We start from the raw sequence: 24,272 nt of genomic DNA on the forward strand, positions 1-24,272 counted from the left end.
CTTTAAATCGATTTAAGGTAAGCGACGGCCTCCTTTCGGGTCCCGCTGGGCATCTACGCACGGCCAGAGGGGTTGAAACATATGCCTCCCGCCAGGAGGTGACCGCACCTTGCTTGCACGAAGCCCGTGAAGGCAGGACGGGGCTGCGCCCCGGGCGCCGGTCCGCGAGGTGACGGTCTCCTGGCGGGACGGGATGTTGGAACGGTATGTGGAGGGGCGCCGGTTCGCCCCGGCTGGATGAGGGAAACGAATATGCCGCAGCATGAGGCATTCAAGGGCCGCTGGGCTGTCGCTGCCTGCTTCTTCGTCAATGGTTTCATGGTCGGAAGCTGGGCGCCGCAGATACCGCTGCTTGTCGCACGGTTCTCGCTCAGTGAATCGGTGCTTGGTCTTTTGATTCTGCTCGTCGGCGTTGGTGCGGTGACGGCAATGCCCGTCTGCGGCTATCTGATGAGCCGCTATGGCTCCCGCACTGTCCTGCGCGTGGCAGGCCTGCTGTGCGCCGGATCTCTTCTCGTTGTCGCCCTTGCGCCGGCCATGGCGGTGCTGTCGGTAGCGCTTATTGCCTTCGGCGGGCTCATTGGCGGCATGGACGTCTCCATGAATGCCAATGCCGTGGCGGTCGAGCGCCGGCTCGGGCGGGCGATCATGTCGTCTTCGCACGGCTTCTGGAGCCTAGGCGGATTTGTGGGCGCCGGTCTGGGCGGGGTTCTGGCGGAAGAATGGGGGTATCTCGCCCATGCTGTGGCGGTGACCGCGATAGCTCTCCCGCTTGTTGCCGCGGCGTTGCCTCATCTCATTGTGGAGGAAAAGCGCGCGCCATCGGCCGGCGGGCGTTTTGCGGGCTTTCCTAAAAGCCCGGGCGTGTATCTGGTCGGTCTCGTGGCGCTCATGTGCATGATACCGGAGGGTGCCGTGCTCGACTGGGCGGCACTCTATCTGCGCCAGGAAATGGGCGCGAGCCTCGCGGTTGCCAGCCTGGCCTTCACCGCCTTCTCCGGCACAATGGCGCTGATGCGGTTCCTGGGCGACCGGGTACGCGACCGGCTTGGCGCGGTGAAGACCATGCGTCTTTCCGGAATCATCGCTGCCTTAGGCATGCTGGGAGCGGGCATTTCGCCTTCGCCGCTCGTCGCCACCCTGGCCTTTGCGCTTTCCGGGCTCGGTGTCGCCAATCTGGTGCCCATTGCCTTTTCCGCGGCGGGCAACCAGCCGGGCATATCCTCGGCGGCCGGCATGAGCGTGGCGACCACGATCGGCTATTCCGGCCTGCTTGCCGCGCCATCCCTTATCGGTTTCGTGGCCGAGACGACGGGGTTCGCGCCCATCTTCATCGCCTTTGCCATGGTTCTTGGCTTGATTTCACTGACGTCAAATCTCATGCGGCCGGCCGATGCCATTCTCTCCCAGCCGGCCGCTGACCGTAAGCCGGCTATATCCGGCCCATGAGCGCCAATATGAGAATGATGATCAGAATGATGCCGATGATGCCTGATGGCCCGTATCCCCAACTGCGTGAATAGGGCCAGCTTGGAATGGCGCCGATCAGAATCAGGATCAGGATGATTATAAGTATGGTGCCGAGCGACATTGCGTTGTCCTAATGCCGTTGTTTTGTGCGGCATCACAACGCATGGTATAGGCGGTCGGTTCCGCCGGGGTGGGACAGGCCTTGCCTGGGCAGCCATTGCGGGTTCGGAGCGCTGCGTCCCCTCCCCCGTAAAGAAGATTCATGAAGCCGGAAAAAGATACGCCCTTGCGGCTGTCAAAGGACCACAAGGGCGCGGTATTTGTCGGTGCGGGCTCTATTCGGCCGCCTTGGGGAAGACCTCGATGCCCCCGGTCTTATCGCCCATCTCATCCTCGCCGCGGCGGCGCCGGAACAGCCGGGTGAAGAACCGCCAGCGGCTCCCGCGGGCCGGCCGCTTCTCGCGCGTGAACACCATCAGCGCGGAAGGTGTGACGATCAGCGTCAGCACCGTGGCGAAGGACAGGCCGTAGACGATGGCGCTCGAAAGCGAGATCCACCACTGCGTCGAGGGCGCGCCGATGGTGACCTCGTGATCGAACAGCTCGAGCCCGAGGCCGAAGGCGATCGGAAGCACGCCAAGCACCGCGGAGATCGCCGTCAGCAGCACCGGCCGCGCGCGTTCGCGGCAGGTCTGGATGATGGCGTCGTACTTGTTCATGCCCTCTTCGCGCAGCCGGTCGTAGGTATCGATCAGCACGATGTTGTTGTTCACCACCACACCGGCGAGCGCGATGACACCAATGCCCGACATGACGATGCCGAAGGTCTGGCCGCTGACAAGCAGGCCCAGGAACACGCCGATCGTCGACATGACCACCGTCATCAGGACCAGCCACACGCTGGTGAAGCGGTTGAACTGGGCGAGCAGCACCACGAAGATCAGGAAGATGGCGGCGCCGAAGGCGTTGGTGAGGAAGGATGCGGCAGCGTCGCTCTCCTCGCTGGAGCCGGCAAGCTTCCAGGTCGTTGCGCCGAGTTCGTCTTTCATGTCCTGCAGCGCCGAGATCACCTCGCTCTGCACGGCCGCCACCTGATAGCCGCTGGCGACATTGGCCGTGACGGTGATGGTGCGCCTGCCGTCGATGCGGTTGAGGATGCCCGAGCTGCGCTCGGCCTCACGGGTGACGAAGTTCGAGATCGGCACCGGCCCCTGGTTCGTCTGCACGCGAAGCTGGTCGAGCGTCGAAAGCGTACGCCGCTCCGCGGGAAGGCGCAGGCGGATGTCCACCGCGTCGTCCACTCCGGCGGGACGGTATTCGGACAGCTTCACGCCGCTGGTGACGAGCTGGACCACGTTGCCCACGGAAACGGGGCTGACGCCGTAGCGGGCCGCCTTGGCGCGGTCCACCTTGATGGCCCAGTCCACGCCGGGCGGCGGTAGGCCGTTGGAGATGTCGATCACGCCGTCGATCTGGCTGATGCGCTCTGCCACCATCAGCGCCTGATCGGCAAGCGGCGTCGGATCGTCTGCCGAAAGCTGGATCTGGATCGGCTGGCCGGTCGGTGGGCCGGCATCCGGCACGCGCACCTCGATCTCCACGCCCGGCATGTCGGCCATTTCAGCGCGCAGATCATCCAGGATCTTGGTCGCGGGCTCGCGCTCGCGCCAGTCCACGAACTCGTACTGGATGACGGCAATCACATCCTCGTCGATGTCCTGGCCGCCGCCACGGGTCTGTCCCACGCGGGTATAGACCGACTTGATGCCGGGCCAGTTGAGGAGCTTCTCCTCGGCAGGCCTCGTCAGACGGTCCATCTCGTCCAGAGACAGGTTGCCCCGCGCATGCACATACATCAGCCCGTATTCGGGCTCGACGGCCGGGAAGAACTCTACGCCCTTGCCAAACTGGCCATAGGCATAGACCACGCCGACGAGAAGCCCGATGGCAAGCACCAGCACCGTCTTGGGGTAGTGCACCGCCTGCCTGACGAGACGGATGTACCAGCCGTCCGGCTTCGGTTCCTCATGCACATGAGCCTTGGCGAAGATCGCCCCCAATGTCGGCGCGAAGATGAGTGCGTAGAGCATCGACGCCGACAACGTGACGATCAGTGTGATCGGCAGGTATTTCATGAACTCGCCGACGATGCCTGGCCAGAACAGGAGCGGCGAGAAGGCGGCGATGCGCGTCATCGTGGCGGCGATCACCGGTCCGGCCATGCGCTTGGCCGCAAGCTCGAAGGCCTGTTCGCGCGGCATGCCCTCCGTCATTCGCCGCTCGGCGAATTCGGTGACGATGATGGCGTCGTCCACCAGCATGCCCACGGCGAGAATGAGGCTGAAGAGCACGATCATGTTCACCGTGTAGCCCGTGATGGAAAGCCAGAAGATTCCCATCAGGAACGAGGCAGGCACGGCGATGCCGATCAGCAGCGAGGAGCGGCCGGAAAGCGTGTAGAGAACCACGATGAAGACCAGGATGACGGCGATCAGCACATGGTTCTGCAGCTCATCCAGCATGTCGCGGATGAACACCGACTTGTCCTGGCTGTAGGTCACCGACATGCCTTCGGGCATGGTTTCGATGAACTGGTCCGCGACCTTCTTCACCGCGTCGACCGTCTCGACCAGATTGGCGCCGACGCGCTTCTTCACCTCGATGGCGATGGCGTTGTGGCCGTCGAGCCGGGTCCGGCTCTCCGCGTCGGTGAAAGTGGAGCGGATCGTAGCCAGATCGCGCGCCCGGACCACCGCATCCTCGCTTGCCACGATCGGCAAGTTGGCGATGTCCTCGAGATTTTCGATCAGAGCCGGCACCTTGATGGCGTAGCGGCCCTCGCTCCCTTCCAGCGCGCCGGCGGCAACCAGGCTGTTGGAGGAATTGATGAAGTTGACGAGTTGGTCGAGCTGAATGCCGTAGGAGGAGAGCTTCGTGGGATCGATGATCACCTCGACAAGCTCGTCCCGCGCGCCCTGCAGCGTACCTTCCAGCACGCCGGGAACCTCCTCGATCCTGTCCCGCAGCTCATGTGCGGCGTTTGTCAGCACCCTCTCGGGCAGATTGCCCGAAAGGGTGACGACGAGGATCGGGAATTCCGAGATGTTGACTTCGTGGACCGACGGCTCGTCGGCGCCCTGCGGCAGTTCGCGCTCCGCGTCGGAAACCTTTGCGCGCACGTCCTCGATAGCGTCGGAGAAGTCGTAGCCCGCCTGGAACTCGATCAGTACGAAGCCGCCGCCCTGAAAGGCGGAGGAGCGCATCTCCTTTACGCCTTCGAGGCCCTTGAGGGCGGTTTCCACTGGCCGCAGAAGCAGCCTTTCCGAATCCTCCGGCGAGATCCCCTGATAGCTGAGGCTCACATAGATGATCGGAATGGGAACGTCCGGCTCCGCCTCCTTGGGGATGTTCACATAGGCGAGCGAACCCGCGATTATGAAGAACAGCAATATGGAAAGCGTGAGCCGTGCATTGCGTATCGCGAGTCGGACGATATCCATGAGTTACGAATCCTTGTCGCGCGGAGACCGCGTCGTGGGGCTTATTGCGCCCTGGGGATGTTGCCGCTGGCGAGCTCCCGGACAGCTTCCGCGCCCGCCATCTGGACCTTCACCTTCTGGCCTTCGCCCACCAGATCCTGTCCGGCCACGATGATGCGGGTTCCGGCCGGAATGCCCGTCAGGTAGAGGGCTTCGGGCGAATCGTCGACGATCTCGACGGGGTGGAAATGAACCTCCCCAGCATCGTCGACGGCGCGAACGCCCAGCTGGCCTTCGTCGTTGAGAGTCACGACCGAACGCGGCAGGGCGACGGTCTCAATCTCCTGCGCTTTCAGTGAAATCTCTGCCGTCATTCCAGCCGGAATGCGGCCCTCGGGGTTCGGCACCGCCACCTCGATACGGTAGGTCCGCGTCTGCGGCGAGGCCGCGCGGCTGATGTAACGGATCTTACCCGTGAGCCGCTCGTCATTGACGAGGCGCACCTCGGCCTCCTGGCCGACCTTAACCGTGCCGATGTCATGCTCGCCGATCTCGCCCACGGCGAGGATCGGGTCCAGCTTCAGAAGCGTGGCGACTTCCGCGCCCTGCATCACGGCCGCGCCCTTCTCGACCGCAACCTCGTCGACAACGCCGGCAAATGGGGCACGCACCACCGTGCGGTCGAGCTCGGCCTGCGCCAGCTCCAGCGCCGAACGGGCGCTTGCGAGCGCCGCGCGCGCGGCGTCAAGCTGGAGGCTAGCCATGTTACCGCTCTTGGCCAGCCGCTCGGCGGCGGCCGCTTCGGCCTCGCGCTGAGCAAGGGCCTGGCGCGCCGACTCCACGGCGGCCTCCTTGCCTTCGGCTTCGAGACGCAGGATGAGCTCCCCTTCTTCCACCTGCGTGCCCTCCGTCACCGGCAGTTCGGCGACAATGCCAGAAGTACGCGCGGCAAGCGTGGTCCTCTTGTCCGACTGCGTGTGGCCGGAAATGTGGATGGTGCGGGCGTGTTCCACCACCGGAGGCACCGCCACGGTCACGGTCCTCAGGGCAGCAGCCGGTTGTTCGGCTTCCGCTTCCGCCGCTTCCTGAACAGGCTCGGTTTCCTGGCGCGCGCTTCCAACCGACGAAAATTCGCCAGTGAGAATCCATGCCCCCGTCACGATCAGTACGGCAATAGCCGCGATCTTGTGGAACCTAAACTTCGCCATGACTATTTCCAATATGCTAAAAAGCGGCCGCCGGGCGACCGAATCCGGGCCGATATGGTGTCGGCGTGCAGCCTATTCAATCGCACCGGAAGAATGCGCCAGCCGATCGTCCCCTATCGCGTGATTGCGCTGCAAATAAGTCACAGTGCCTTTCGCTCCTGACAACGTATTGTCATTATGAAGGTCGTGGTGGCTAAGCGCGTCCCTGCGAAGGACGAATAGCTGTTCGCGCGGCCGACACATTGACAAAATCTGTTATTTTGTCAACAAGAGATGTTGTGGTGGCAGTGAGTACATTGAGCGAGCAAAAAACGGACGACTCCAAGCGGGCGCGGATCCTCGAAGGTGCTAAGCAGGTTTTCCTCGCCTATGGCTTCTCTCGCACGACGATGGACGACATCGCCCGCGCAGTGGAGATCTCACGGCCAGCCCTTTATCTGCTCTTCCGCAACAAAGCGGATATCTTCCGTGCCGTTGGTCAGTGTTTCCTCGACCGTTCGCTGGCAAATGCCCGCCGCGCCCTGCAGCTGGATGGCTCGCTTGATGAGCGGTTGATGAAAGCGCTTGACTGCGCGCTCTTCCAGCTTTTCCGCGTGATCGAGAATTCTCCGCACGGCCAGGAAATCATCGACGTCGAAAACCGTATTGCCTCGGATATTGTGGCCGACTGGCGGCAGCGGCTCATCGATGCTTTTGAAGAGGCGATTGGCGAAGAGGCCCGCAAGCGAAGCGTTCGCCTGGAGGACCACAACCTTTCCGCCCGCGCATTGGCGGAGATGCTGTTCGACGTGTTTGACGGGCTGAAGACGCGCGGCCTGTGTCGCTCGCTTGCCGAACAGCGCGCGCGGCAATTCGTCGCGCTCGTGGAGATCGCCCTCGGCAGCAAATGAAACCGGGAGGGCCGCCCCCGTCAGCGCCGCATCAAAAGGCTGGCCGCGCAGCCGAGCACAATCACGCCAGCGGCCGCGATGGCTGCTGTCGTGGCCGGATGGGCCTCGGCGGATTTCTGCAGCCGGTGGGCGCTGTGGCGCAGATCCGGCAGGGAGCCATAGTAGTCCCGCAGCATCTCAGCAATGTCCTCGCCTATATGGCGCGACTCGCGATAGGAGCTCCGGCCATGCCGTGCCACCTGCTTCCTTAGCCTCGTCACTTCCTGGCTCAGGCTTGCGAGCTGCTCGCGCAGATCGTCCCGAATGTCGTTTCCATGGGTATGGTGCATGGCGCTGAACCCCTTGTATCTGGTCGGGGCTTTAACCCACGCATGCGCCTCGCGGTTCCATTCCGAATCGAAGCGAGGCAACCACGAGACCTCCATCCATCGCGGCTTGAAAGCGGAACACGGATGCCGCTAGGTTCGCTTCCTGCATCCCGTCATCCGAAGCATTTTGAGGGCGGCGGGTGAACGGTCATGCTACGGTAATGCGGCGCGGCTATGAGATCGCGACCTGTTGACATTTGCGTTGACTTTTGCGCGCCGCTTCGCCACCTCACGGCCAACAGCTCGACGGAAGGCACAGATCCGATGACTGCGGAGACCGTCTCCGGCTATTTTTCCTCTCCCTTCCCGCGGCGACGTTCCGTCGGCGTCGATGTTGGCGGCGTCATGGTGGGGGGCGATGCGCCGGTCGTCGTTCAGTCGATGACCAACACCGACACGGCTGATGTGGATGCGACAGTGGCGCAGGTGGCCGCGTTGCACCGTGCCGGTTCCGAGATCGTGCGTGTGACGGTGGACCGGGATGAATCCGCGGCTGCCGTGCCGAAGATCCGGGAACGGCTGGAGCGTCTGGGCCTGAATGTGCCGCTTGTCGGTGACTTCCACTATATCGGCCACAAGCTTCTGGCCGACCATCCGGCCTGCGCCGAGGCGCTGGCGAAATACCGCATCAATCCCGGCAATGTGGGCTTCAGGGAAAAGCGAGACCGGCAGTTCGCCGCCATCGTCGAGACGGCGATAAGGTACAATAAGCCGGTGCGCATTGGCGTGAACTGGGGCTCGCTCGATCAGGAACTTCTCACGAGGCTCATGGATGAGAACCAGGCGAAGGGCTCTCCGCTCACTGCCCAGCAGGTGACGCGCGAGGCGATTGTCCAGTCGGCGCTGCTTTCCGCGGAGCTCGCGGAAGAAATCGGCCTGCCCAGAAGCAGGATCATCCTTTCGGCTAAGGTCAGCCAGGTGCAGGACCTGATTGCTGTCTATACCGAGCTTGCGCGCCGCTCGGACCATGCGTTGCATCTTGGGCTTACCGAGGCGGGCATGGGTACGAAAGGCATCGTCGCTTCATCGGCCGCCATGGGCATCCTGCTGCAGCAGGGGATTGGCGACACCATCCGGATTTCGCTGACACCCGAACCTGGCGGCGACAGGACCCGCGAGGTGCAGGTTGCGCAGGAGCTGCTTCAGACCATGGGCTTCCGGCAGTTCGTGCCGGTGGTCGCGGCATGCCCCGGCTGCGGGCGCACCACCTCCACTGTCTTCCAGGAGTTGGCGCAGAAGATTCAGGAAGACATTCGCCGCAACATGCCGGTCTGGCGCGAGAAGTATCCGGGCGTGGAGACGCTCCAGGTAGCCGTCATGGGCTGCATCGTGAACGGTCCCGGCGAATCCAAGCATGCCGACATCGGCATCTCGCTGCCCGGAACGGGTGAGACGCCGGCGGCCCCCGTCTTCATCGACGGCAAGAAGGCCGCCACATTGCGCGGGCCGAACATCGCCGCCGACTTCGAGAAGATGGTGGCCGACTATATCGAGCGCAGGTTCGGTCAGGGGCGCGCCGCGGCGGAATAGGCGTTTCAAACGCTGTCTTTTGAGGTGCTCTCTTGGCGCCGTGACTGCAGCGCTGGACCGATCACCTCAATGCGATTGGTCCAGATATAGCCGTCGAAGCTTTCCGGCACTCTTGCAAGATCTTCGATGGTATCGATGCCTGCGGTTCCCGGGTCCCCCTTCGAGTAGGGGCCGATGAGGATGATCTCGCTGCCCACGGATGCCATCCGCGCATGGAAGCGATCCGGCCAGCCCCAAACCGCCCAGGCGAAATTGAGCGGCACCATGACATAGGTCTTTCTGCACGCGTCTGGCACATAGCCGCTCCAGCCAAGCGCCAGATAGCGTATCAGGCATTCCTTCATCGCAGCCTTACCCATGCCTTTCAGATCGTCAATCAGAGACACGGCTCGCGCAGTGGGTTCATCGCCGCCATAGACACCCCAGACCCGCTCGCGCCATTCGGGATGCTTGGCAAGCAGGTCGGCCAGCATGTCGCCTTCGCGCTCTTCCCGGCTCTTGTAATTGATCAGAAAGCGTCCCTCAGGAAACGTAGCCAGCACCTCGTCAAGCGGGGGCAGCATGCCGACGCCCCTGCCACGCAGGGGATAGGTCTTGCCGCCATCGGCGGTGTAGCCGTAGCCGACGTCGAGTGTCTTCAGTAAAGCCATATCGTGGTCGCGCGTCACTCCTTTGCCATCGGTCCTGCAATCGAGCGTCCAGTCGTGGATGACGGCGAACTTGCCATCGGTCGTGGGATGCACGTCGATCTCGACCACCCCCGCACCCGCCTCAAACGCCGCTCGCATGGAGGGAATCGTGTTTTCGATGAAGTCATGAGCCGGCGGAAGGATGCGTTTGGCCGTGCAGGTATTCGCGTCTATGTTGGTGCGGTCGAATGTCTGGTGCACGCCGCGATGGGCGATCAGCCGGATGCGCGGATTCTCGGGAGCGGACGCAAGCCAGGATGCGTTCCAGAGATAGAGTGTGGCAACGAAGGCCAGGATGGCTAGGGCAATCCTCTTCATCTTGAATCTCCCTGCGGCGAGGCGAGGGGAGCTTGCCGCCATCTGTGGTCAAATTGTGGTTCCCGCGTCTTGACACAGCCACAATCCTCAAGCTGACTTGAGCTTCAGGATGGGACTTTCATGACGGATATCGATACTCCGTGTAAGGCCTCGCAGAACATCCCGCGCGAGCTGAGCGTGGGCGAGGTGGCCCGGCGCAGCGGCGTTGCCGTCTCTGCGCTGCATTTCTATGAGTCCAAAGGCTTGATCAAGAGCCACCGCACCGGTGGCAACCAGCGCCGCTACGGGCGGGACGTTCTGCGCCGTGTAGCAGTGATCAAGGTGGCGCAGCGGCTGGGAATTCCTCTGGCCACTATTGGCGCAGCGCTTAGGACATTGCCCGAGGGGCGTACGCCCACCGCAGCCGACTGGCGCCGGCTGTCGGAGCACTGGCGCGCAGATCTCGATGCGCGCATAGCCAAGCTGACGCGGCTTCGCGACAGCCTCGATCAATGCATAGGCTGCGGCTGCCTTTCGGTCGAAACCTGCCCTTTGCGCAACCCCGCCGACGCGCTTGGCGAAGCGGGTTCGGGTCCACGCCTCCTTGACCCAGAGGAACGTTAGCCCACGAAGGCCCGCTCGACGACGAAATCGGCAGGCTCCGCATTGGAGCCTTCCTTGAGTCCCGCCTTCTCCGCTAGCGCCTTCACGTCCTTCAGCATCGCCATCGAGCCGCAGATCATCACCCGGTCATTGACGGGATCGAAGGGCTCGGTACCGAGCGTCCTGAACAGCTCGCCATTCTCGATCAGGGTCGTAATGCGCCCCATATGCGGGGAAGGCTCACGCGTGGTCGAGGCGAAGTGGAGGAGCCGCCCTTCCGTGAGTTCCCCGATCAGCGGGTCGTTCCGGGTAGCTTCGATCAGCTCCTCTCCATATGTCAGCTCCGCCCGGTCTCGGCAGGTATGGGTGAGGATGATCTGCTCGAACTTTTCATAGGTCTCCGGGTCGCGCACGAGGCTGGCGAAAGGAGCAATACCCGTTCCTGTCGAAATCATGTAGAGTCGCCTGGCGGGCGTCAGCGCGTCGAGCACCAGTGTGCCCGTGGCCTTCTGGCGCATGAGAACGATGTCGCCCGGCTTGATCTTCTGCAGGTGCTGCGTCAGCGGCCCGTCCGGCACCTTGATGGAGAAGAATTCCAGCTCCTCGTCCCAGTTCGGGCTGGCGATGGAGTAGGCGCGGAAGATCGGCTTTTCCGCATTCGGCAAGCCGATCATGACGAACTCGCCGGAACGGAACCGGAAGCTTTGCGGCCGCGTGATGCGGAAGGAAAAGAGGCGGTCCGTATAGTGCTTCACGCTGACCACACGCTCGGCATAGACGCCGGCGGGAATGGGGAACTCCAGCCTGTCGGCGGCCTCGATGTTGCGCAGCGCGGCGGTATTCATCCCGTTTCTTCCTCGTTCTGGTTCGGCTCCCGGTCCTGCCCGGCAAGGCCTTCGCGGGAAAGATCATGCGGCAGGCTGGATGTTCCGGCGGACGCCCAAAGACCTATTTCAAAATGCCGAGCGGCAAAAGGTTTGGTGTTTCGCTTTTCACGTGCGGGTGAGAAAAGCGGCTCTTTTTCTGGTCATGTCGTAGCAGGAGCCGGCTTTTGCAAGTCCGTCTTCCCGCAGGCCCGTTTCCCGCCTAGGCAGGTGAGGAGGGCGGCGCCCACGGCTGTCAGGCGCGGGCATGTGCCATGGTTAAGCTCACGATTCAATCTTTCTTGGTAATTTCCCGTTAGCTGTGCAGGCGGGGCTGGCGGCGGCTTTCATGCGGGCGCGCCATTGCTCAGTTTGCGTTCTGGATAGTGAGTCGCCATGCGTCGCTCGAGCCTGCCAGCAATCCTGTGCGCCGTGATGGTGCTGGCCGGTTGCGCCAGGTCCGGCAATATCGAAATCGAGGATCTTCTAACCCCGACATCGGCCGAGGTCACGGGGGCAATCCCCGCGCCCTCCACTCCTGTTCCGCCTTCCAAGGTCGGCCTGGGGTCTGAGTCGGAGGGCATGCCGCAGCAGCCCTTGGCGCTGATGCCGCCGGAGCCTGTGCCCGACGCTCTCGCGCCGGTGGTCAGGACCACCGGAATGCCCTTGCCGTCGATCAACCCGAAAAAGCTCGCCGCACCAGCGCCCGGGCACCCGGTCGTCAAGCACCGCTTCGGTGATGCCAAGCCGGTGAATTTCGGGCGCGCCTCGCCTCACGCGCTCGCCGTCCACGGCGTGGATGTCTCGCGCTGGCAGGGCGAGATCGACTGGGCGGATCTGCGCATGCACGGCGCGAATTTCGCCTTCATCAAGGCGACCGATGGAGGCGACCATCTGGACCCGATGTTCCACAGGAACTGGCGCGCTGCGGCGGCCGCAGGCGTGAAGCGCGGCGCCTATCATTTCTTCTACTGGTGCCGCAGCGCGAGCGAACAGGCCGACTGGTTCATCCGCAACGTTCCGAAGGAGCCTGGTGCCCTGCCGCCGGTGCTCGATGTCGAGTGGAACGGCTATTCGAGCTGCAAGAAGCGGCCTTCGCGCGAGGTCGTTCTGGAGAAGATGCGGGTGTTCCTGACCAAGCTGGAAAAGCACTACGGTCAGCGCCCAATCATCTATACCGCGCCTGATTTCTACCGCGACAATCTGCAGGGCGAGTTCCTGGACTATCCGTTCTGGCTGCGCTCCGTGGCGGCCCATCCGTCAGAGGTCTATCCCGGCCGGAATTGGCTCTTCTGGCAGTATTCCGGCTCCGGCCTTTCAAAGGGCGTGGATGGCAGGATCGACCTCAATGTCTTCTATGGCGGTGTGGAGGATTGGCACCGCTGGATTGCCGCCAACACGGGCTGACATTGCCCGCGATACGGTCCTTGCGCGACGTCAATCGTTTACCGTGCGCGCGACCAGTTTCGCCAGGGAGGGGCCGAACAGGAGAACGAAGAGAAACCGCCCCATCTGCATAGCCATGATGAAGGACAGGTTCACGCCATCCGAGGCGGCGGCGATGATGGCGACCGAATCCATCCCTCCGGGGCTCGTTGCGAGATAGGCGGTGAGCATGTCGATTCCCAGGAGGCGGCTCAGGACATAGGCCGTTCCCGCGCAAAACAGGATGAGCGCAAAGATCGAGCCAAGCACCTGGGCAAATGCGCGTGCGGCGTGGCGAACGATCTCGCGGGTGAAATTCAGCCCGATGCTCCAGCCGATCACGCCATAGGCGAGCGATAGCAGCCAGGGGGGAGCTGGAAGGAAACGTCCGCGCCGAGATGAAGCGCGACGCCCAGGATCATCGTGCCGAGGAAGTAGGGGGACGGCAGCCGGAGAAGCCGGCCGATTCCGGCTCCGATCGAAGCCACCGCCACCGTGGCCAGGAAGGAAGGCCAGTGGAGGGCGGGAAACCATATCTGCGGCTGCGGATCGGGAATGGCTTCGTCTACGAATAATCCGGCAATGATGGCCGCGACGATCGCAACCACGATCACGCGCAGATACTGCATGAAGGCGACGAGACGATAATCGGCGCCGAAGGCGTCCGCCATCAGAACCATGGCCGTGGCCGCGCCAGGGGCTGAGCCCCAAACCGCCGTCGTTCCAGGTAACACTTTCCAGCGGCTGATCTGCCAGCCGAGATAGCTGGACGCAGCCACTGTCGAGAGCACGCCGAACATGAACAGCGGCCAGTCACGCAGGAAGGCCGCCAGGATCGCCGGCTGGATAGAGCCTGCGATGAGAATGCCGATGATGGCCTGGCCGCCCGCGAAGACCGGCTTCGGCATGCGGACGGTGGCACCGTTCACGCCGGCAGTGACGCCCGCCAGCATCGGTCCGATCAGCGTTGCGGCGGGCAGGCCCGCATAGTCGATCGCCGTAGTGATGATCGCGGAGACGAGCAGGATCACCGCCCACTGAAGAATGGCGGGCAAGCGGGTCATGAACTGTGAACGCCGCTCATCGGCGACGGGAGAATCCATACTGTTTGCCTGCTCTCACGATGCTTGGGGCAGTCAGGGCTGAGGCGAAGGAGCCGCGCAGAGGATGAGCGGCCATTGCATCACTACAGGGGTTTAAGGCCCACCGCAAATCGGGCGAGGCTCGCGCTTCTTTGATATAAGCCGATGGCAGGCGTTCGCTGCAGCGCCTTGGAGGTATCGTTGTGTGCCCGTTCCCAGCTGGAAACTTCCGGTAGCCGTATGGAGCTGGGCCAAATCATATGTTCGACATCAAAGCACGCGAGGCGGATGGCTTCGCCTTTCAGAAAGCGGTGCTCATCCGCAGGTCGATCGGCCATGATGCAGATAGGCCATGGCAGGTATCGCCATGGCCTAGGAATGCTTGGTGGAGCCGCTGAAATTGCCGAAACCAGCTCCCTCGCATCAGCGCCAGGAGCCCGTGAGGCGGAATGCCGCCTGCTTCTCAGGCAACGAGCCAGGCAGGACGCGAAATCCCGCCAATGGCGCGAGGCTTCAGCTTGCCGCTGCCTCGTCGGCAGCCGCGGCCTTGGCCTCTTCCTCCGCCTGGCGGGCGGCGGCCAGACGCTCCTGAGCCTTCTTGCCTGGTTCGCCCTTCTTCGGATTGTTGCGGGCGGGACGCTTGGCGATGCCCGCCTGGTCGAGGAAGCGCAGCACGCGGTCGGTCGGCAGAGCGCCTTTCGACAGCCAGTGCTTGATGCGCTCCTCGTTGAGCTTCACGCGCTCGGCGTCCTTGGGCAGCATCGGGTTCCAGGAGCCGAGTTGCTCGATGAAGCGACCGTCGCGCGGCGCACGCACGTCGGCTACCACGATGTGGTAGTAGGGCCGCTTCTTGGAGCCCGCGCGGGCAAGGCGAATTTTCAGTGCCATATGTTCTTCCTTTCGATGATGGCTCTTCAAACCGGCAACCGATGCCGGAAACACAAGCGCGGTTGGCCGCGCAATGTGGCGGGTGGCAGGTGTGACGCACCCCACCGTTTCGCTACCGCCTGGGACGGCGGGTTCTTCTCCGCCGTCGAGGTGCAGGCGGGAAAGTCGTCCTTCCGCGAGACGCACGGAACAAGCCGTTCGCTCTCAACCGCCGGAACCATGTTCAGCCCTCTCCGCCTGCGGGCGCGGCGCTGTGCGCTTCCGCGATCGCCTCGTGATGGCGGATGACCTCGCGCGCGATGAAGGTCAAAAGCTTCTCGGCGAAATCGGGATCGAGATTGGATTCGTCGGCAAGGCGCCGCAGCCGCGCGATCTGCTGCTGTTCGCGCACCGGGTCCGCCGGGGGCATGTTGTTCTCGGCCTTGAGCTTACCCACGGCCTTGGTGCATCGGAAGCGCTCGGCCAGGATGTGAATCAGCGCCGCATCGAGATTGTCGATCGATGCACGCAGTTCCATAAGGCGCGCCCGGGCAAGCTCCGCATTCGTGGTCATGGCCATTCCCCTCACTTCTTTCGCGGCAGGCCGGGCAGCCCGCTGCCAGGCAGACCGGGCAGGCCGCCCGGCAATCCGCTGCCGGGAAGGCCGGGCAGCCCTTTCGGCAGTCCTCCCGGCAGGCTGGCGCCCATCTGCTTCTGCAGGGCTTCAAGCTGCTTGGGGTCCAGCTTGGACGGATCGGGCAAGCCGCCAGTCCTGCCGAGCCCCATCTTCTGCGCCATGCCGCCCATAAGGCCGCGTATCATGCCGCCCTTCTTGCCCTTGCCGCCCATTGCTTTCATCACGTCCGCCATCTGGCGGTGCATCTTCAGAAGCCGGTTGATCTGGGCGGCGTCAGTGCCGGAGCCCGCGGCGATGCGCTTCTTGCGGCTGTGTTTCAGAATGTCGGGATTGGCCCGCTCCTCGGGCGTCATCGACTGGATGATGGCGATCTGCCGGGCGAAGGTCTTGTCGTCGAGGCCGGCGGCGGCAAGCTGATCCTTCATCTTGCCCATGCCCGGCAGCAGCCCCATGATGCCGCCCATTCCGCCCATTTTCTGCATCTGGCGAAGCTGCTCGGCGAGGTCGTTCAGGTCGAACTTGCCGGCCTGCATCTTTCGCGCCATGGCGGCGGCTTTTTCCTGGTCGATCGTCTCGGCCGCTTTTTCGACCAAGCTGACGATGTCGCCCATGCCGAGGATGCGGTCGGCAATGCGTTTGGGATGAAACTCCTCCAGCGCATCCATCTTCTCGCCGGTACCGATGAGCTTGATCGGCTTGCCGGTAACCGCGCGCATGGACAGGGCCGCACCACCGCGGCCGTCGCCGTCCATGCGAGTCAGCACCAGGCCGGTAATGCCCACGCGCTCGTCGAAATTCCTGGCGAGGTTCACCGCATCCTGACCGGTGAGCGAGTCGGCAACGAGCAGGATCTCGTGCGGGTTGGCGGCGCGCTTGATATCGGCCATCTCGGCCATCAGCGGCTCGTCGATATGCGTGCGGCCGGCCGTGTCAAGGATCACCACGTCATGCCCGCCGAGCTTGGCCGCTTGCACTGCGCGCCGGGCAATGTCCACCGGGCTCTGCCCGGCAATGATGGGCAGCGTGGCGATGCCCGTTTGCTCGCCGATCTGCTTCAGCTGCTCCTGAGCTGCCGGGCGGCGCGTATCGAGCGAGGCCATCAGCACTTTCTTGCCCTGGCGCTCGGAAAGCCGCTTGGCGATCTTGCCGGTGGTCGTGGTCTTGCCGGAGCCCTGCAGGCCCACCATCATGATGACGACGGGGGCGGGCGCGTTGAGGTCGATTGTCTCGCCTTCCGCGCCCAGCATCTCGACCAGCTCGTCATGGACGATCTTGACGACCATCTGGCCGGGCTTTACTGACTTCAGAACTTCCGCGCCGACGGCCTTCTGGCGCACGCGGTCGGTGAAGGAACGCACCACATCGAGCGCCACATCGGCCTCGATCAGTGCCCGGCGCACTTCGCGCAGCGCAGCCGAGACGTCGGCCTCCGACAGCGCGCCGCGCCCGGTGAGATTGTTCAGGATTGCGCCGAGGCGTTCCTGCAGGTTCTCGAACATCCGCGTTCCTCTTGCTCTCGCATCGCAGTTGACACGAGAGGTAATACATCCGCGCCCGCGCTTAAACCTCGCGCAAAGCCAAAAAGCACCCGGGGGCGCATCGCGCTGCCGGGTGTTGACCTCCGGGATCGGCTCTCGTGTCGAGACGTTCCGGTCGGCTGCTCGGAGTTTGCACTCGTCGCGGAAAGTGCGGGCGTCTAGCCTGAAAACGACGGGAGAGTCAAGTCTTGCGGCTGCCAGTGCCGAAGCGGCATCGATGAAGCACCCACTTGCGCCCCACTGGCCCCCGGCCTATCTTCACGGCGCTCTAACGGGGTGCCGACTGCAGGCAAGCAGCCGGCTGAGAGGCGTTGCAGCCAACCCGCTGAACCTGATCCGGCTCGTACCGGCGGAGGGATTAGACGCTGATGATGAAGCGCCTCTTTCCCCCTGAAGGCAAGCAAGGAGGCGCCGAATGTACAAGTGGATTTCCAGCCTGACCATCGCTCTGGGATTTGCAGCGGCCATGCCGTCTCTCGCGGCGGCTCAGGAGAAGCTCACCGTCTACACCTATGAAAGTTTCACCGCTGAATGGGGCCCGGGCCCCGTTATCGAGGAGGAATTCGAGAAGACATGCGGCTGCGATCTCGAATTCGTGTCGGTGGCCGACGGGGTGGCGCTGCTCAATCGCGTGCGGTTGGAGGGTGAGGGGACCGAGGCTGACATCGTGCTTGGCCTCGACACGAACCTGCTTCACGAGGCGAAGGAGACGGGCCTTTTCGTGCCGCATGGCATCGATCTTGGCAATATCGACGTCCCCGCCGGCTTCAACGATGAGGTCTTCGTGCCTTACGACTACGGCTATTTTGCCTTTGTCTACGACAGCGAAGCCATCGAGACGCCGCCAGCGAGCCTCAAGGAGCTGGTGGAGGCCGGAAGCGATCTCAAGATCGTCATTCAGGACCCGCGCACATCCACGCCCGGCCTTGGCCTTCTCCTCTGGATGAAAGCCGTCTACGGCGATGAGGCGGCGGACGCCTGGGCGAAGCTTCAGGACAAGATCCTGACCGTCACTCCGGGCTGGAGCGAGGCCTACGGTCTCTTTACCAATGGCGAGGCGTCCATGGTGCTCTCCTACACCACCTCGCCCGCCTATCATATCATCGAGGAAGGGACGCACCGCCACCGTGCCGCCGCCTTTGCCGAAGGGCACTATCTGCAGATCGAGCTCGCCGCGCGCACCGTGAAAGCACGCGACAACGCGCTTGCTACCGAATTCCTCTCCTTCATGACCGGCCCCGGTTTTCAGGACGCGATCCCTGAGAAGAACTGGATGTTCCCGGCCGGAAAAACGTCCGGGCCGCTCCATCCGGCTTTCGAGCAGCTTGTGAAGCCTGCCAAGACATTGCTGCTTCCGCCGCAGGAGGTGGCCGAGAACCGCAAGGCCTGGGTTGACGAGTGGCTGTCCGTGATGAGCCGCTGACGCGCCCTGCGCAGACGGGGCGTGTGGCCGCCGGCGCCGCGGCGCTGGCGGCGATCGGCGTCCTTCTGGGTGGCGCTCTGCTCGGCCTTGTGCAGGAGGCCGCGCACGGATGGGAAAGCGCCGCCGCTGCCTTCGATCTCTATCTGCTGCGCGTTGCCCGTTTCACGCTGTGGCAGGCGGCTCTTTCGACCCTGCTGTCGGTCGCGCCGGCGGTTCTTGTCGCCCGTGCGCTTGCCCGGCATCCGCGCTTTTTCGGGCGCGCCTTCATCCTGCAGCTCTTTGCCGTTCCACTGGCGCTGCCCGCCATCGTCGCTGCGCTCGGCGTGTTAGCGCTCTACGGGCGGGCGGGGTATTTCGCGCCTGTCTTCACCGCGCTCGCGGGCGAGCGCTGGCAGGGAATTTACGGCTTGCCCGGCATCCTCGTCACGCATGTGTTCTTCAATCTGCCGCTTGCCGTGCGCCTGCTTTTAGCCGCGCTCGAGACCGTACCGGCAGATCAGTGGCGGCTTTCCGCGCAGCTCGGCATGGGGCCGATCGCGTCCTTCCGCTTCATCGAATGGCCAGTGCTTAGGGCGGCGCTTCCGGGTGTTGCCGGTCTCGTCTTCATGTTGTGCGCGACCTCCTTCACCATCGTGCTCACCCTGGGCGGCGGCCCACGCGCCACGACACTCGAAGTCGCGATCTATCAGGCGCTACGCTTCGATTTCGATCCGGCCCGGGCCATCGTTCTAATGCTGGTTCAGGTGGCATTGACGGGGACGGTTGTCGCGATCCTTTCCCGCATGGGAGCGTCCATGACCGGGGATACGAGCCTGCCGGTTGCGCCGCGGCGCGCGCTCTTTCCCGGCCGCGGCGAGACCAGCCTGAATGCGGTCTTCATCCTTGCCGCTCTTGTCTTCGTGGCCGGGCCTATGGCGGCGGTTGTGGCGGCGGGGCTCGCCGCCGAGCTCTTGCGCTTGGCCGGAGAGCAAGCGGTGCAGGCGGCGACCGCTACCAGCCTCCTGCTTGCTATCCTTGCGGCAAGCCTTTGCCTCATCCTTTCGGCAGCGCTCGTTGTGGCGCGGCGCGCGCTTGAGCTTGCGCGCGGGGCCGCCAAACCGAGCCTTCTGGAAATGGCGGCGGACACGGGCGCTGCCCTGGTGCTGATCGTTCCGCCGGTCGTCATCGGCGCAGGCTGGTTCATCCTTCTGCGGCATGTGGGCGATGTGTTCGCCTTCGCGCCCGTCATGGTGGTGACGGTGAATGCTGTCATGGCCATGCCGTTTGCCGTGCGCGCCCTTCGCCCTGCATATGACGCGGCGAGCGCGCGGCACGAGAGGTTGTGCGCGGCTTTGGGAATTGCGGGCTGGAACCGCCTTCGCTTCGTGGACTGGCCGGCGATGAAGCGCCCGGTGGCCACGGCCTTCGCCTTCGCCATGGCGCTTTCGCTGGGCGATCTCGGCGTCATCGCCCTGTTCGGCAGCGAGAGTGTGCAGACGCTGCCGTTCCTGCTCTTCCAGCGCATGGGCAGCTATCGCACGGACGATGCGGCGGGCCTGGCGCTTTTCCTCGGGGTTCTTTGCCTTGCCCTGATGTTCCTCGCCGCGCATTGGGGTAGGGAAGGACGATGAACAGGATCACCCGGTCAGGTGCCGGTCTGCGGCTAGAAGCAATCACCTTCGCCTATCCAGGCGGCGCCTCGATGCGTTTCGACCTGACGGTGGAGGCCTCGGACACCGTGGCGATCATGGGACCCAGCGGCTCGGGCAAGTCCACATTGCTGAGCCTGATTGCAGGCTTCGAGATGCCCGCCTCGGGGCGGATCGTGATCGGCGGGGAGGACGTGACGCTGCTGCCACCCCACCGGCGGCCCGTGTCGATGATCTTTCAGGAAAACAACCTTTTTGCTCACCTGACCGTGGCTCAGAATGTCGGGCTCGGCCGTTCGCCGTCGCTCAGGCTGACCGAAGAGGACCGGGCCGCGGTCGCCGACGCCATCGCGCACACCGGCCTTGCGGGCAAGGAGAAGCGCCTGCCGCAGGCCCTTTCTGGGGGCGAGCGCCAGCGGGTGGCCCTCGCGCGCGTTCTGGTGCGCGAGCGGCCTGTGCTGCTTCTTGATGAGCCCTTTGCCTCGCTGGGTCCCGCGCTTGCCGATGAGATGCTCGATCTCATTGCGGCACTCCATCGCGAGCAGGGGATGACGGTGCTTATGGCTACACATGATCCGCGAGATGCAGAGCGCTTTTCCCGCACGCTGGTATTCGTCGAGGGTGGGACGATTTCCGCCATCGGCCCGACACAGAAATTCCTTTCCGGCCACGGACCTGCCGCATTCGACCGCTATCTGGGCGCACACAGGGCTTTGCGATAAGCCGCGACGTTCCTATTTCAGGCGGGAAACCTTGCGCCACCATACTCGACGGCCGGTTTGCGTTCGAACGATCTTCAGGTGTGGCGCCGGGATCATTGTCATTGGCTGAAGACTGTGGCTTGGTCAGCGGTGGTTGACATGTTACCGGCCCTGCCGAAAGGATGCGCGCCCTGCCCGGACGTTTACACACAAGAGCGATGTCAGTCTTGAAGGGCGAATTCCGCCCCCCTCTTCGCGCGGCGTTTCTGGCAGGCCTGATATGCCTGGGGCTTGCGGGTTGCCAGCTTGCCGGTATGCAGGACACGGAGTTCAGGCCGTCGTCCAACCCCGTCACGGTGGACAATGTTACGCGCGGCGACCAGCTTGCTAACCTCGCCCGCCGCCAACACCCGAAGATTCTGCAGACCTACGGTGGAGAATATTCCGACCCCAAGCTGGAGCGCATGCTGGCGCGGGTCGTGGGCCGGCTGTCCCAGGACCCGGATATGCCGTCGCGCACCTATCAGATAACCATTCTCGATTCTCCGGCCGTCAACGCGTTCGCGCTGCCCGGCGGCTATCTCTACATCACGCGCGGCATTCTGGCGCTCGCCAATGACTCGTCGGAGATCGCGGCCGTTCTGGCGCATGAAATGGCGCACGTGACGGCCAATCACGGGCTGGAGCGGCAGAAGCGCGAGGCGGAGGCGACGCTCGCCTCCCGCGTCGTCGAGGAGGTGGTGACGACGGATGTGAGCGCGCGGGCGGCGGTGTTGCGCGGTCAGCTGCAGCTCGCGCAGTTCTCCCGCAATCAGGAGCTGGAGGCCGATGCCATCGGCATTCGCACGCTCGGTCGTGTGGGCTACGACCCCTATGCGGCGGCCCGTTTCCTGCGGGCGATGGATGCCTATCAGAATTTCCACCGCGTTAGCGGCGACAGGGATTCAGGTCTCGATTTCCTCGCCAGCCACCCCAACGCGCCGCGGCGAATCGAGCTGGCGCAGCGGCACGCACGGCAGTTCGGCATGCCGGGAATCGGCTCACGCGACAGAGAGGCATATCTGGAAGGCATCGATAGGCTCATCTATGGCGACAAGGCCGACCAGGGTTATGTCCGGGGTCGAGACTTTCTTCATCCCACGCTCGGCGTCGCCTTCTCCGTGCCGGAAGGTTTTGTGATCAACAATTCGGCCGGGGAAGTGATTGCCGAGGGGCCGGGGGAGGTCGCTTTCCGGTTCGACGGCACGACGGTGCCCCGCACAACTCCACTCACAACCTACCTGCGTAGCGGCTGGTTGGGCGGCCTGCAGGCAGATTCGGTCCGCGCCCTCACTATCAACGGGCGCGAGGCCGCGACCGCCCGCGCACTTTCGGACAGATGGCAGTTTGATGCGACGGTGATCCGCGTCGGCGATCAGGTCTATCGTCTGCTGACGGCGGCGCCGATTGGCAGCAACGGTCTCGACAGCGTGGCCCGCTCCATCGCGCAAAGCTTCCGCGTCCTGAGCCCCGAGGAGGCCGCCGCGCTGAAGCCGCTGCGCATTCGCGTGGTGACGGTGCAGCCCGGGGATACGGTTGCTTCCTTCGCGAACCGCATGGTCGGCGTGGAAGACAAGCTCTATCTTTTCCGTCTGCTGAACGGGCTTGGTGCGGGCTCAACCGTGTCGGTCGGGGACAAAGTGAAGATCGTCACGGACCGCTGATGCGCTGACCGGGCTATGCAGATTTGCGTGGAGAAACCCTAAGCCGCCAGTTCCGGATGACGCTTCACCAGCGCCATGCGCAGCTTTTCCAGCGCCCGCGATTCGATCTGGCGCACGCGCTCCTTGGAAATTCCGAGCGTGGCGCCCAGCGCTTCGAGCGTGGCGCCTTCCTCCGACAGGCGTCGTTCGCGCACAATGATAAGCTCCCGGCCATTGAGCGTGCCGAGCGCTTGCTGCAGCCACTGCGCCCGGCGCTCGCCATCGATCGTTTCGCGGGCCAACTCGTCGGGCGAGGGGGCTTCGCAAACCAGAAAATCGATGCGCTCCGATGCCGGATCGTTGTCGCTTCTGAGCGGCGCGTTAAGTGAGGTATCGGCATTGGCAAGGCGCGCATCCATCAGCGCCACGTCGTTTTCCGAGACGTGGAGGGCGTGCGCGACCTCGCGGTAGATTTCCTGGCTGGGTGTGGTCCCGCCGGCGCGTTGCAGCTTTGTCCTGAGCCGCCGCAAATTGAAGAACAACGCCTTCTGGGCGGAGCTGGTACCCCCGCGCACGATGGACCAGTTGCGCAGGATATAGTCCTGCATGGAAGCGCGGATCCACCAGGTGGCATAGGTCGAAAAGCGCACCTCGCGCTGGGGATCGAACCGCGCGGCCGCCTCCAGAAGGCCTACATGCCCTTCCTGGATTAGATCGCTCATCGACAGGCCGAAATTGCGGAACCGCGCCGCCATGGCGATGACGAGCCGCATGTGGGCCATGGTCAGGCGGTGCAATGCGCGCTGATCCTGGTGCTCTTTCCAGCGGACCGCGAGCGCATGCTCTTCCTCGCGCTCCAGATAGGGCGCTTTCATTGCGGTCCTGATCAGCGTTCGCCTGGCATCTTCCTGCATCTTCGGCGCTCCCGGTTTCTCTTGCCGGACCTTTGTGGAGACCGGAAAGCCGGTCTTGCCGGCACAATAACCGGCATGCCGGATTAACAGGCTGGCGGCAGAAAGGTTCCACGAGAGGAAAGCCGCGACCGCAAAAAGACAGGAAGTCGGCAAAACAAAAGCCCGACCATGCAGCCGGGCGCGAGGTGAAGATAGTCTGTTTTTCTGCGGCAGTGGAAGATCGCTCGCAACCCCACCTCAAAATCCGCAAATGCGCACCAGTCTCTCAGGGGTGGACGTCCTGGCGGTTTGCGTGCCGGAAGTTCGGCAGAGATGATGGTTTAAGAGGATGATCGGGCGGCGCTCAGGCCGCTTCTTCCTTCTCCGCCTCATCCTGTTCGATCTTGGAACCGCGGCGCGGACCCTTGTTGAGGTTCATTTCGATCAGGCGGACAGCTTCTGTCTCCGACATGCGGTTGACTGCGGCGATCTCGCGCGCCATGCGGTCGAGAGCGGCCTCATAAAGCTGGCGCTCGGAATAGGATTGCTCCGGCTGGTTCTCCGCACGGTACAGGTCGCGCACGACCTCGGAAATTGAGATGAGGTCGCCGGAATTGATCTTGGCGTCGTACTCCTGGGCACGGCGCGACCACATCGTGCGCTTCACGCGCGCGCGGCCCTGCACAACCTTCAGCGCGCGGTCCACATAATCGGTCTCCGACAGCTTGCGCATGCCGATGGAGGTCGCCTTCGCAACCGGCACTTTCAGCCGCATCTTGTCTTTCTGGAAATCGATAACGAACAGCTCCAGCTTGTGCCCGGCAACTTCCTGTTCCTCGATAGCGACGATCTGCCCTACGCCATGCGCCGGGTAGACGATAAACTCGCCCGTCTTGAAACCCTGCCGTTGTGCCGCCTTCTTCTGCTGGGTTGCCATACGCCCGTCACTCCTGTGTTTCTTAATTTAATGGGGCGGATTCCGCCTACCGCCCGGGTCGG

At 63.6% G+C, this 24,272-nt stretch carries 20 protein-coding genes, 1 pseudogene and 1 riboswitch; of the genes and pseudogenes, 9 read left to right on the top strand and 12 right to left on the bottom strand.

From position 1 onward, the window contains the following. Window positions 1–252: 252 nt before the first annotated feature. Window positions 253–1,449 carry an MFS transporter gene (locus NYR54_RS00715; protein ID WP_261513439.1) on the top strand — a complete coding sequence of 399 codons (1,197 nt, stop codon included), beginning with the start codon at window positions 253–255 and terminating at the stop codon, window positions 1,447–1,449. Here NYR54_RS00715 and NYR54_RS00720 read toward each other — a convergent pair. The 3 genes from NYR54_RS00720 to NYR54_RS00730 all read right to left on the bottom strand — a co-directional run bounded on the left by NYR54_RS00720 (window position 1,433) and on the right by NYR54_RS00730 (window position 6,157). Then, window positions 1,433–1,591 carry a DUF3309 family protein gene (locus NYR54_RS00720; RefSeq protein WP_261513440.1) on the bottom strand — a complete coding sequence of 53 codons (159 nt, stop codon included), beginning with the start codon at window positions 1,589–1,591 and terminating at the stop codon, window positions 1,433–1,435. The genes NYR54_RS00715 and NYR54_RS00720 overlap by 17 nt on opposite strands. A gap of 214 nt (window positions 1,592–1,805) precedes the next feature. Further along, window positions 1,806–4,970 (bottom strand): efflux RND transporter permease subunit, encoded by a 3,165-nt coding sequence (locus tag NYR54_RS00725; protein WP_261513441.1) that lies wholly within the window; start codon window positions 4,968–4,970, stop codon window positions 1,806–1,808. A gap of 41 nt (window positions 4,971–5,011) precedes the next feature. Next, the gene (locus tag NYR54_RS00730; RefSeq protein ID WP_261513442.1) at window positions 5,012–6,157 is read right to left on the bottom strand and encodes an efflux RND transporter periplasmic adaptor subunit; all 1,146 of its coding nucleotides are present in this window, start codon (window positions 6,155–6,157) and stop codon (window positions 5,012–5,014) included. Window positions 6,158–6,444: 287 nt separating this feature from the next. Here NYR54_RS00730 and NYR54_RS00735 point away from each other — a divergent pair, with 287 nt between their 5' ends. After that, a complete protein-coding gene (locus tag NYR54_RS00735) occupies window positions 6,445–7,047 on the top strand; it encodes a TetR/AcrR family transcriptional regulator (RefSeq protein WP_261513479.1) in 603 nt (200 codons plus the stop codon). Window positions 7,048–7,067: 20 nt separating this feature from the next. Here the strand turns inward: NYR54_RS00735 and NYR54_RS00740 are convergent, their stop codons facing one another. After that, the gene (locus NYR54_RS00740; protein ID WP_261513443.1) at window positions 7,068–7,376 is read right to left on the bottom strand and encodes a hypothetical protein; all 309 of its coding nucleotides are present in this window, start codon (window positions 7,374–7,376) and stop codon (window positions 7,068–7,070) included. Window positions 7,377–7,679: 303 nt separating this feature from the next. On the opposite strand from NYR54_RS00740, the gene ispG reads away from it, so the two are divergent. Then, a complete protein-coding gene (gene ispG, locus NYR54_RS00745) occupies window positions 7,680–8,945 on the top strand; it encodes a flavodoxin-dependent (E)-4-hydroxy-3-methylbut-2-enyl-diphosphate synthase (protein WP_261513444.1) in 1,266 nt (421 codons plus the stop codon). Between the two features lie 5 nt (window positions 8,946–8,950). Here ispG and NYR54_RS00750 read toward each other — a convergent pair whose 3' ends face one another. Next, window positions 8,951–9,952: a glycerophosphodiester phosphodiesterase family protein gene (locus NYR54_RS00750; RefSeq protein WP_261513445.1), complete on the bottom strand. Its 1,002-nt coding sequence runs from the start codon at window positions 9,950–9,952 to the stop codon at window positions 8,951–8,953. A 120-nt stretch (window positions 9,953–10,072) separates the two neighbouring features. Between NYR54_RS00750 and soxR the strand changes: the two genes are divergently transcribed. After that, entirely contained in the window at window positions 10,073–10,555 is a 483-nt protein-coding gene (gene soxR / locus NYR54_RS00755; protein ID WP_261513446.1) for a redox-sensitive transcriptional activator SoxR, read from the top strand. Here soxR and NYR54_RS00760 read toward each other — a convergent pair. Then, window positions 10,552–11,379, bottom strand: a complete 828-nt coding sequence (locus NYR54_RS00760; protein WP_261513447.1) for a ferredoxin--NADP reductase — start codon at window positions 11,377–11,379, stop codon at window positions 10,552–10,554. The genes soxR and NYR54_RS00760 overlap by 4 nt on opposite strands. 414 nt (window positions 11,380–11,793) lie before the next feature. Between NYR54_RS00760 and NYR54_RS00765 the strand changes: the two genes are divergently transcribed. After that, the gene (locus NYR54_RS00765; protein ID WP_261513449.1) at window positions 11,794–12,804 is read left to right on the top strand and encodes a glycoside hydrolase family 25 protein; all 1,011 of its coding nucleotides are present in this window, start codon (window positions 11,794–11,796) and stop codon (window positions 12,802–12,804) included. A 30-nt stretch (window positions 12,805–12,834) separates the two neighbouring features. Here NYR54_RS00765 and NYR54_RS00770 read toward each other — a convergent pair. The 4 genes and pseudogenes from NYR54_RS00770 to ffh all read right to left on the bottom strand — a co-directional run bounded on the left by NYR54_RS00770 (window position 12,835) and on the right by ffh (window position 16,907). Further along, a pseudogene (locus tag NYR54_RS00770) lies at window positions 12,835–13,925 on the bottom strand (AbrB family transcriptional regulator). Between the two features lie 492 nt (window positions 13,926–14,417). Beyond that, window positions 14,418–14,792, bottom strand: coding sequence for a 30S ribosomal protein S16 (gene rpsP / locus NYR54_RS00775; protein WP_261513451.1), 375 nt, complete (start codon window positions 14,790–14,792; stop codon window positions 14,418–14,420). A gap of 223 nt (window positions 14,793–15,015) precedes the next feature. After that, window positions 15,016–15,345, bottom strand: a complete 330-nt coding sequence (locus NYR54_RS00780; protein ID WP_261513453.1) for a chorismate mutase — start codon at window positions 15,343–15,345, stop codon at window positions 15,016–15,018. Between the two features lie 11 nt (window positions 15,346–15,356). Next, window positions 15,357–16,907 (bottom strand): signal recognition particle protein, encoded by a 1,551-nt coding sequence (gene ffh, locus NYR54_RS00785; protein WP_261513455.1) that lies wholly within the window; start codon window positions 16,905–16,907, stop codon window positions 15,357–15,359. A gap of 301 nt (window positions 16,908–17,208) precedes the next feature. Beyond that, window positions 17,209–17,321: riboswitch (TPP riboswitch) on the top strand. Between the two features lie 40 nt (window positions 17,322–17,361). Here ffh and thiB point away from each other — a divergent pair. The 4 genes from thiB (at window position 17,362) to NYR54_RS00805 (ending at window position 22,401) form a co-directional block, all read left to right on the top strand. Continuing rightward, window positions 17,362–18,369 (top strand): thiamine ABC transporter substrate binding subunit, encoded by a 1,008-nt coding sequence (thiB, locus tag NYR54_RS00790; RefSeq protein WP_423738544.1) that lies wholly within the window; start codon window positions 17,362–17,364, stop codon window positions 18,367–18,369. Beyond that, window positions 18,345–19,979, top strand: a complete 1,635-nt coding sequence (thiP, locus tag NYR54_RS00795) for a thiamine/thiamine pyrophosphate ABC transporter permease (RefSeq protein WP_261513456.1) — start codon at window positions 18,345–18,347, stop codon at window positions 19,977–19,979. The genes thiB and thiP overlap by 25 nt, the downstream gene beginning before the upstream one ends. Continuing rightward, window positions 19,976–20,719 carry a thiamine ABC transporter ATP-binding protein gene (gene thiQ / locus NYR54_RS00800; RefSeq protein ID WP_261513457.1) on the top strand — a complete coding sequence of 248 codons (744 nt, stop codon included), beginning with the start codon at window positions 19,976–19,978 and terminating at the stop codon, window positions 20,717–20,719. The genes thiP and thiQ overlap by 4 nt, the downstream gene beginning before the upstream one ends. Before the next feature lie 197 nt (window positions 20,720–20,916). Continuing rightward, window positions 20,917–22,401: a M48 family metalloprotease gene (locus NYR54_RS00805; protein WP_423738545.1), complete on the top strand. Its 1,485-nt coding sequence runs from the start codon at window positions 20,917–20,919 to the stop codon at window positions 22,399–22,401. A 38-nt stretch (window positions 22,402–22,439) separates the two neighbouring features. Here NYR54_RS00805 and NYR54_RS00810 read toward each other — a convergent pair whose 3' ends face one another. Both NYR54_RS00810 and NYR54_RS00815 read right to left on the bottom strand, forming a co-directional pair. Beyond that, complete coding sequence (locus NYR54_RS00810; RefSeq protein WP_261513458.1) at window positions 22,440–23,294, bottom strand: RNA polymerase factor sigma-32; 855 nt, start codon at window positions 23,292–23,294, stop codon at window positions 22,440–22,442. A gap of 343 nt (window positions 23,295–23,637) precedes the next feature. After that, window positions 23,638–24,210, bottom strand: coding sequence for a CarD family transcriptional regulator (locus NYR54_RS00815; RefSeq protein WP_261513460.1), 573 nt, complete (start codon window positions 24,208–24,210; stop codon window positions 23,638–23,640). Window positions 24,211–24,272 lie beyond the last annotated feature (62 nt).

Source organism: Chelativorans petroleitrophicus (genome assembly GCF_025398195.1).
GTDB lineage: Bacteria > Pseudomonadota > Alphaproteobacteria > Rhizobiales > Rhizobiaceae > Chelativorans > Chelativorans petroleitrophicus.